The sequence below is a fragment of the Streptomyces scabichelini genome, from assembly GCF_011045015.1.
GTDB lineage: Bacteria > Actinomycetota > Actinomycetes > Streptomycetales > Streptomycetaceae > Streptomyces > Streptomyces scabichelini.
On the sequence record NZ_JAAKZY010000336.1, the window covers coordinates 1 to 8107 of the forward strand.

10 protein-coding genes, 1 tRNA gene and 1 pseudogene are annotated in these 8107 nt (G+C 67.1%); 8 read left to right on the forward strand and 4 right to left on the reverse strand.

All coding sequences use genetic code 11. From position 1 onward, the window contains the following. Window positions 1-1192: serine/threonine-protein kinase (locus G5C60_RS48225; protein WP_241267607.1), on the reverse strand; the 1192-nt coding region annotated here is incomplete at its 3' end. Between the two features lie 130 nt (window positions 1193-1322). Then, window positions 1323-1871 carry a helix-turn-helix domain-containing protein gene (locus G5C60_RS48230; RefSeq protein ID WP_165270243.1) on the reverse strand — a complete coding sequence of 183 codons (549 nt, stop codon included), beginning with the start codon at window positions 1869-1871 and terminating at the stop codon, window positions 1323-1325. Window positions 1872-2048: 177 nt separating this feature from the next. Here G5C60_RS48230 and G5C60_RS48235 point away from each other — a divergent pair. Next, window positions 2049-2121, forward strand: a tRNA-Ala gene (locus G5C60_RS48235). A gap of 164 nt (window positions 2122-2285) precedes the next feature. On the opposite strand, the gene G5C60_RS48240 is transcribed toward G5C60_RS48235, so the two are convergent. Continuing rightward, window positions 2286-3005, reverse strand: coding sequence for a DUF5324 family protein (locus G5C60_RS48240; RefSeq protein WP_165270245.1), 720 nt, complete (start codon window positions 3003-3005; stop codon window positions 2286-2288). A gap of 330 nt (window positions 3006-3335) precedes the next feature. Between G5C60_RS48240 and G5C60_RS48245 the strand changes: the two genes are divergently transcribed. Together G5C60_RS48245 and G5C60_RS48250 are read left to right on the forward strand one after the other, a co-directional pair. Continuing rightward, complete coding sequence (locus tag G5C60_RS48245; protein ID WP_165270247.1) at window positions 3336-3863, forward strand: peptidylprolyl isomerase; 528 nt, start codon at window positions 3336-3338, stop codon at window positions 3861-3863. Window positions 3864-4022: 159 nt separating this feature from the next. Further along, window positions 4023-4919, forward strand: coding sequence for a rhomboid family intramembrane serine protease (locus tag G5C60_RS48250; protein ID WP_165270249.1), 897 nt, complete (start codon window positions 4023-4025; stop codon window positions 4917-4919). A 270-nt stretch (window positions 4920-5189) separates the two neighbouring features. Here G5C60_RS48250 and crgA read toward each other — a convergent pair whose 3' ends face one another. Continuing rightward, window positions 5190-5444 carry a cell division protein CrgA gene (gene crgA / locus G5C60_RS48255; protein ID WP_165270251.1) on the reverse strand — a complete coding sequence of 85 codons (255 nt, stop codon included), beginning with the start codon at window positions 5442-5444 and terminating at the stop codon, window positions 5190-5192. Window positions 5445-5586: 142 nt separating this feature from the next. Between crgA and G5C60_RS48260 the strand changes: the two genes are divergently transcribed. The 5 genes and pseudogenes from G5C60_RS48260 to G5C60_RS48280 form a co-directional block, all read left to right on the forward strand. Beyond that, window positions 5587-6366 carry a DUF881 domain-containing protein gene (locus tag G5C60_RS48260; RefSeq protein WP_165270253.1) on the forward strand — a complete coding sequence of 260 codons (780 nt, stop codon included), beginning with the start codon at window positions 5587-5589 and terminating at the stop codon, window positions 6364-6366. 18 nt (window positions 6367-6384) lie between these two features. Continuing rightward, the gene (locus tag G5C60_RS48265) at window positions 6385-7080 is read left to right on the forward strand and encodes a class E sortase (protein WP_165270255.1); all 696 of its coding nucleotides are present in this window, start codon (window positions 6385-6387) and stop codon (window positions 7078-7080) included. Window positions 7081-7111: 31 nt separating this feature from the next. Continuing rightward, window positions 7112-7273, forward strand: a complete 162-nt coding sequence (locus G5C60_RS48270; protein ID WP_206440922.1) for a hypothetical protein — start codon at window positions 7112-7114, stop codon at window positions 7271-7273. Beyond that, on the forward strand, window positions 7270-7908 hold the full coding sequence (locus tag G5C60_RS48275) for an aminodeoxychorismate/anthranilate synthase component II (RefSeq protein WP_165270259.1): 639 nt from the start codon (window positions 7270-7272) through the stop codon (window positions 7906-7908). Before G5C60_RS48270 ends, G5C60_RS48275 begins: the two co-directional genes overlap by 4 nt. Further along, window positions 7905-8107: pseudogene (locus G5C60_RS48280) on the forward strand (hypothetical protein); the annotation flags it as partial. The gene G5C60_RS48275 and the pseudogene G5C60_RS48280, both read left to right, overlap by 4 nt.

The following is an 8107-nucleotide window of genomic DNA, read 5'->3' on the forward strand; positions in this document are numbered from 1 at the left end:
GCGGTGCGGCGTCGGGCGCGGGGGCGGCGTCAGAGCGTACGGCGCCCATGGGGGCATGAGACCTAGCGGCGCCGGTGTCGGGCCGCAGCGAAGCAGTGCCCGTGGAGGGCGAAGCGGTGCCCGTGGAGGCATCCGGCGAGACGGCACCAGTCTGCGGATAAGGCATCGCGGTGCCTGGGCTGGGGGATTGAGCCGTGTTACCCAGGCCGGGGTGCTGAGTCGAGCTGCCCGGCCCGGGGGGTTGAATCGTGCTGCCGTCGCTCCGGCCGGATCGCTGAGGGACGGTGCTGTGACCCCGGTCCGGCGTCGTCGGGACAGGGCCCTCCGAGCCGAAACCCGGCGGGAGCGGGCCGAGTTGGTCGAAGATCTCGATCAGCTCGTCGTCGGAGCTGGGCTCAGGCAGGAGCTCCCTGGCCGAGGCAAGCGCCTTGCGCGCCCCCGTGGCGGTGCGGAACCGCGCCCGCGGGTCCGGCTGCACCAGAGCGGCCACGACCTGCCACAGCGGCTCGGGAACACCCTTCGGGGCACCTGGGGTGCCATGCGCCGCGAAGTGCTCGATGAGTGCCTTGGCGTCGGGCTTGGCGCCCTCCAGCAGATAAAGGGCGACCAGACCCACAGCGAACAGGTCGGCGGGGAAGTCCGGCTCATCGCCCAGCAGTTGCTCGGGCGCGAGGTAACCAGGCGTCCCCACCACGTAGTTGGTCTCCGTCAGCCGCGGCTCGCCCAGGCGCATCGCGATGCCGAAGTCGGACAACCGCAGCCGCGGGCGGCCCGTTCCGGTCGCCTCCAGCAGGATGTTGGCGGGCTTGATGTCCCGGTGCACGACCCCCTCCGCGTGCACCGCGGCGAGCCCCGCCAGCAGCTGGTCGAGCAGTGTGCAGACAAACGCCGGCGGCAGAGGACCGTAGTCCCCGACCAGGTGGACCAGCGAACCTCCGCCGACCAGGTCCATGGTGAACAGGACCTTGTCGTCGTCGGCCGCCCAGCTGGCGGGCGCGAGCACATGAGGATGATCGATCCGCAGCGCCTGCTCCCGCACGAAGCGCAACAGCGCGTGCGCGTCGCTCTGTTGCAGGACCTTGGCGGCCACATACCGACGCCGCCGATGGTCCCAGGCGCGCCAGACCGCACCGACTCCCCCGCGTCCGATCGGATCGACCAGTTCGTACCGGCCGGCGAAGACCTCACCCATGGTCGTGCGTCGCTCCCCCTTCGGCGGTCGGCACGGCGGCCTCATCGAGATGCCCGGCTGCCTGGCTCCAGGCGTCCGGCGAGCTCAACAGCCCTCCGGTGACGGGGCGTTCGGCGGCCGGGCCGTGGACTCAGCTCTGGTGGGACTGGTAGTGCGCGACCGCGTCGGAGGTGCGGCCCGCTCCGTACACCCGCAGAAACTCTGCCAGTTCCGGATGGGTCGCAGCGAGGGAGTCCGCCGCCTCGATAATGTCCCCCGCGGCCGCCACGGAACGCAGCAGCGACTGTATCTCGCGCACCACGCGCTTGACCGTCGGTGCACCCGAACTGTTCGTCGACTGCGTGGTGTTACTGAGCACCGAGCCCCCCTGCGACTTCTTGATCTCATCCATGCGCTCGGTGGCCTCAGCGGCACTCACACTGCCATCGGCCACCTGACCCGCGAGGTCCTGCAGCAACTGCACCCGCTGGACCACCGCCGGGTTGCCGATCTTGGCGCGCTGACCACTCATCAGCTGCGACAGCATCGGTGCGGAAAGTCCCAGTACCCCCGCCAGACGGGCCTGGTTGAGACCCAGGTCGTCTATGAGCCTACGGAAGAGCGCCCCCAGCGGCTCCCCGTACCAGTTCCGCTGCAGCTCCCGCGCTCTTGCGGTCGCTTCCTGCTGTGCGGCGTCCATTCGCGTCTCCCCATCGCTTCGTACCGCGGTTCGCTGTAGCGAACCACGTCGAGCATCTTATGGAGAGTGGTCGTTCGCCGGGACCCCAATCCTTTTGCAGGATCCTGGGGGTAACCCGGTACTCTGGGCTGCGGCGCACGTCGGAGAGGACATTCTTCCGGCGGACGCTTCCCTTCCGGGGCCTTAGCTCAGTTGGTAGAGCGCTGTCTTTGCATGGCAGATGTCAGGGGTTCGACTCCCCTAGGCTCCACCCTTGAAGGCCCCTCTGACCTGCGGAGACGCGGTTGGAGGGGCCTTTGTGCCAGCTTTGCGCGACCCCGCACACCACACCCGACCGACTCGGCTGGTTCCACGTGAAACATCACTGTGGGCGGGAAACCTCAGGTCTCCCGCCCACAGCGACGTTGAAATCAGTCAGCCGCGCTCATCGCGCTCAGCCGCATCCGCCTCCGCCGCGGCCTGCTTGGCCTGGACCTCGGGGTCCAGCGCATCCTGGCCGCTGCCGTCCACCGACGTCAGCTGACCGGTGTCAGGCACCTCCGTGGCAGCGGGCGGTTCCACCAGCCAATCAGGGTTGGCCTGCTTGTCCCACCACTTCCAGGCGGCGAAGGCACCACCCGCCAGTACGCCCAGAGCAGCCAGCCCCTTCGCGAGGCGTCCGACCCTGGCCCGCCGCTGATGCTTACGAGCCAGCTTCTCGATCTCCTTGGCCGAGACCTGACCGCGCAGCGCCGCCAGCGCCGCCACACTGCGGGACGTGGCCTCCTCGCGAATGGGCCCGGCCGCGGCCCTGGCCTGCTCGATCTTCGGCCGGGAGTAGTAGGCGGCCTGCCGGGCGGCCATACGGGTACGCAGCGCAGCTTCGTGAGCGGCGTAGTCGACCTTCGGCGGCACATGGGTACGCGCCTGCTCCAGGCGCGGCGCGAGATGGGCGTCGTACTGCGTACGAGCCTGATCGGCGGCCTGCTGAGCGGCAGCCGACACCTTCGGCGCGAGCCGTACACGTGCTTCGTGCGCGTAAAGCGCGGCCCGGTCCTTGGCCGTGTCGGCGTAGGGCGCCACCGCTTCCGCGGCGTGCAGCACGCTGCCCTTCGCCGAGCCGGTCGCGGCGCGCACGCTGTCGATGCGGGTCACGGGATCCTCCTCCTCGGTGGCGTACGTGGGGATTTGGGGAGATCCCCCAGAAAGTCACAGTTCACCTTTCCACCCTTAACGGGATCATGCCTCTCGGAGCACTCCGGAGCATTCGCGGGCGGGCATCCGGGTCATGCATGCCGACTGTGGGCGTACTCGGGGCAATAAATGATCAATCCGGTACAACAGGGTCTTGCCGACGACAATGCCACGGATCCTCCGACTGTGCGCCTGCTTGGTACGAAGCTGCTCGGAACGGCGACGACGGAAGACGGGCGACCCGGTCCGTGCGAGGATCGAGAAGTAACAAAGGACAACGGAAGGCAGATCGTGGCTGAGCAGCTCTACGCCACCCTCAAGACCAACCAAGGCGACATCGAAGTGCGGCTCCTGCCGAACCACGCGCCCAAGACGGTCCGGAACTTCGTCGAACTCGCCAAGGGCGAGCGTGAGTGGACCAACCCGGAAACCGGCGAGAAGTCCACAGACAAGCTCTACGACGGCACGGTCTTCCACCGGGTGATCAGCGGATTCATGATCCAGGGCGGTGACCCGCTCGGCAACGGCACCGGCGGTCCCGGCTACCAGTTCGAAGACGAATTCCACCCGGACCTTGCCTTCGACAAGCCGTACCTGCTGGCCATGGCGAACGCCGGCCCGGGTACCAACGGCTCACAGTTCTTCATCACCGTCTCCCCGACCGCATGGCTGACCCGCAAACACACCATCTTCGGCGAGGTCACCGACGCAGCCAGCCAGAAAGTCGTCGACGCCATCGCCTCGACACAGACCAACCCCCGCACCGACCGCCCGGTCCACGACGTGGTCATCGAATCGGTCGCCGTCGAGACCCGCTGAGACCCGCCCGACCCCACGAGACCCTGCCGAGCGCTCCAGCCAAGGCCAGGGAACCAATTCGCCCCGCCCGTCCGTAGAAGGAAGGGCGGGGCGGTGCATTGGGGCATACGTCCCTGGGACACCGCCGTGTGCCCGTCGAACGGAGAATGAGGGGACCCCATGGACCAGGTGCCAGGCAGCCCGCAGGAGCCGCAGGACGCCCAAAGCCTGCCCACCTGCTACCGGCACCCCGACCGGGAGACCGGCATCCGCTGCACCCGATGCGAGCGCTCCATCTGCCCCGAGTGCATGGTCAGCGCCTCAGTCGGCTTCCAATGCCCCGAATGCGTACGAGACGGCTCCGGCACAGGGCACCCACCGACAGCCGGCCAGCCGCGCACCCTCGCAGGCGGCACAGCCACAGCGGACCCCCGACTCGTCACCAAGATCCTCCTCGGCCTGAACCTCGCCGTCTTCCTGATCCAGCTCTCCATAGGCGACCGCTTCACCGACAGCTTCGACCTCATCGGCCGCGCCTACGTGCCCATCCTCGAAAACGTCGAAGGCGTCGCAGAGGGACAGTGGTACCGCCTGGTCACGGCAATGTTCCTGCACGGCAGCGTCATCCACATCGCCTTCAACATGCTCAGCCTCTGGTGGATCGGCGGCCCCCTCGAAGCTGCCCTCGGCCGCGCCCGCTACCTCGCCCTGTACGGGGTCTCCGGCCTGGCGGGAAGCGCACTCACCTACCTGATCGCCGAACCCAACCAGCCGTCACTCGGCGCCTCCGGCGCGATCTTCGGTCTCTTCGGCGCGACCGCCGTTCTCATGCGGCGGCTCAACTACGACATGCGCCCGGTCATCGCCCTGCTGGTGATCAACCTCATCTTCACCTTCGGGTGGAGCAACATCGCCTGGGAAGCCCACATCGGCGGCCTCGTCGGCGGCGTGGTGATCGGCTACGCGATGGTCCACGCGCCCCGCGAGCGGCGCGCTCTGATCCAGTACGGCGTCTGTGCACTGGTACTGGTCGCGGTTGTGGTCATGACACTCATCAGGACCGGTCAGCTCACCTGAGGAGCCGATGTTGTCCACAGACTGTGCCGGATCTTGTGCATGCTGTGTGGGAACAGCTGTGCCCCCTGTCGCTGACCTGGGTTTTCCCAGGCAGGACAGGGGGCGAACGGACTTCCGGATCCCGGTAGGTCAGTCACACCGGCGTCAACGCCCAATGGGTTATCCACAGATCTTCGTTTGTTTTCCACCGCTGTGGACAGCTGTGGATAACTCTCGTGGACAGCTGTGGCCAGGCCTTGCCGTACAGGTTCCCGACACCTATGGGCCGCGTTACTTCCACTGCGTGGAAACGCCGAACCCCGCCGCGATGAACCCGAAGCCGACCACGATGTTCCAGTTGCCGAGGGAATCGATCGGCAGGGAGCCGTCCGTCACATAGAAAACGACGATCCAGGCGAGGCCGATGAGGAACATGGCCAGCATGACCGGGGCGACCCAGCCGCGGCTGGTCAGCTTGATATTGGTTGCCTGCTTCGCCGGGGGCGGCGTGTAGTCGGCCTTCTTGCGGATACGTGACTTCGGCACGAGGGTCTCTCCTGTCGATGCGCTGCGTGGCCGCGCAGGGAACGTGGGCGGGCTCCGGGGCAGCGTACAAGGGGACTCTTAGTGCTCCCCCGGGCGTCCGTTAGCGTAGTGCTTCCGCGGCGCCGAAGGAGATAAGGGTACGTTGAGCAATTCTGCCGACTCGCCCCAGGTGGGTTCCAGCCCTGCGCGTATACGGCGTTTCCGTCCGGTGCGTGTGCTGACGGTGGCCGTGTTCGCCCTGGCCGGACTGATCTTCTTCACCAGTTTCAACACGGCCAAAGGCACCAATATCCGTACGGATGCCTCGCTGCTGAAGCTCTCCGACCTCATTCAGGAGCGTAGCCACAAGAACGGCCGGCTCGATGAGAGCAACGCGACGCTGCGCGACGATGTCGAGGCCCTCGCCGAGCGCGACGACGGCAGTACGAAGGCGGAGGACGAAAAGCTCGCGGCCCTGGAGGAGAACGCGGGCACGCAGAAGCTCAAGGGCAAGGCTCTTACGGTCACGCTCAACGACGCGCCCCCGAACGCCACGGCCAAGCTGCCCGGCTACCCCGAGCCTCAGCCCGACTACCTGGTCATCCACCAGCAGGACCTGCAGGCCGTGGTCAACGCCCTGTGGCAGGGCGGTGCCAAGGGCATCAAGGTCATGGACCAGCGGTTGATCTCCACCAGCGCCGTGCGCTGCGTCGGCAACACCCTGATCCTTCAGGGCCGCGTCTATTCGCCCCCGTACAAGATCACCGCGGTCGGTGACCCGGAGAAGCTGCAGAAGGCCCTGACGGCAGCCCCGGCGATCCAGAACTACATGGTGTACGTCAATGTCTACGGGCTCGGCTGGAAAGTCGAGGAGGAAGGGGCCGTGACTCTTCCCGGCTACTCAGGCACAGTGGATCTCCATTACGCGAAGCCTGTGGAGTAAGCCCGTCGGGAGCCGCCGATGCGAGTGGTCGTCAGGACGTTCAGCGAACTGTGTATCACCGTAGGCAGCGTGATCGTGCTTTTCGTCGTCTATGTGCTCTTATGGACGGGGGTGAAGGCCGACAACGCGATGGATGACCAGATCGACAGTCTTCAGGACCGGTGGTCGAAGGGGACGGTCGCGGCCGAGTCCGAGGCGTCCGGGGCCCCTACGCCCGAGAACCCTGAGCCGCCGGCCCCGTACCAGGACGGCGATCCCTTCGCCGTCATGTACATCCCGCGGCTTGGTTTCACGTGGAACAAGCCCGTGCTCGAGGGCACGAAGACCAACACGCTCAAGAAGGGCCTCGGCCATTACGCGGGCACCGCGCAGCTCGGCCAGGAGGGCAACTTCGCGGTCGCGGGCCATCGCCGCACCTATGGGGACCCGTTCAAGGACTTTCCCAAGCTTCGCCCAGGTGACGCTGTGGTCTTGACCGACGGCACGACCTGGTTCACGTACCGGATCGACAAGGGCCCCTACAAAACAGTGCCCACGGACATCGAGGTGATCGACCCTGTGCCACCCAAGTCCGGGTACACGCGTGTGGGCCGCTATCTGACACTGACGACCTGTGAACCGGAATGGGGTCGCAGCCACCGGTTGATCGTCTGGGCGCACCTCGATGCCACACAGCCCGTGGAGGCTGGGAAACCTGAGGCGCTACGCCGTTAGTCTGGTGTGGTACGGCGACGGAAGGGACGGCATGTACGGCTGGATCTGGCGGCATCTGCCGGGAAACGCATTGGTGCGGGCGCTGATTTCGCTCGTACTCGTGCTCGCGGTGGTCTATGTGCTCTTCCAGTACGTCTTCCCGTGGGCCGAACCGCTGCTGCCCTTCAATGATGTGACGGTGGACAATCAGTGAGCGCGCGGATTCTCGTCGTCGACAACTACGACAGCTTTGTCTTCAATCTGGTCCAGTACCTGTATCAGCTGGGCGCGGAGTGCGAGGTGCTGCGCAACGACGAGGTGTCGACGGCGCATGCCCAGGACGGTTTCGCCGGTGTGCTGCTGTCGCCCGGGCCGGGCGCTCCCGAGCAGGCGGGCGTCTGTGTCGACATGGTCCGCCACTGTGCGGCCACCGGCGTTCCTGTCTTCGGGGTCTGTCTCGGGATGCAGTCGATGCAGGTGGCGTACGGCGGTGTCGTGGATCGGGCGCCCGAGTTGCTGCACGGCAAGACGTCGCTCGTGGAGCACGAGGGCCGGGGTGTTTTCGCGGGGCTGCCGTCGCCGTTCACGGCGACGCGCTATCACTCGCTGGCCGCCGAGCCGGAGACCGTGCCGGACGAGCTGGAGGTCACGGCCCGTACGCACGACGGGATCATCATGGGGCTGCGGCATCGTGAATTCCTTGTTGAGGGCGTGCAGTTCCACCCCGAGTCCGTGCTGACCGAGCACGGCCACCGCATGCTCGCCAACTGGCTGGTCGAGTGCGGTGACCAGGGGGCCGTGGCGAGGTCGACGGGGCTCGCCCCGGTGGTGGGCAGGGCCACGGCGTGACCGCCCTGCGCCCCGAGCGCGACAGTGCCGCCCCGTACGGTGAGGACACCGCGTACGGGGGCGCTGCGGCGTACGGAGGCGCTCCTGGGCCGGAGCAGGAGTGGTACGACCCGGAGGGGTATGTGCGGGACTGGTACGGGGAGCGGACGGCTGCGTCGTACACAGAGCCTGAGCTGTCGGCCCCGGCCCCGGCCCCGGC

Coding starts and splice junctions, on each gene's coding strand:
- G5C60_RS48270 (WP_206440922.1), top strand. CDS start 7,112: ATGTACGGCTGGATCTGGCGGCATCTGCCGGGAAACGCATTGGTGCGG.
- G5C60_RS48230 (WP_165270243.1), bottom strand. CDS start 1,871: ATGGACGCCGCACAGCAGGAAGCGACCGCAAGAGCGCGGGAGCTGCAG.
- G5C60_RS48265 (WP_165270255.1), top strand. CDS start 6,385: ATGCGAGTGGTCGTCAGGACGTTCAGCGAACTGTGTATCACCGTAGGC.
- G5C60_RS48250 (WP_165270249.1), top strand. CDS start 4,023: ATGGACCAGGTGCCAGGCAGCCCGCAGGAGCCGCAGGACGCCCAAAGC.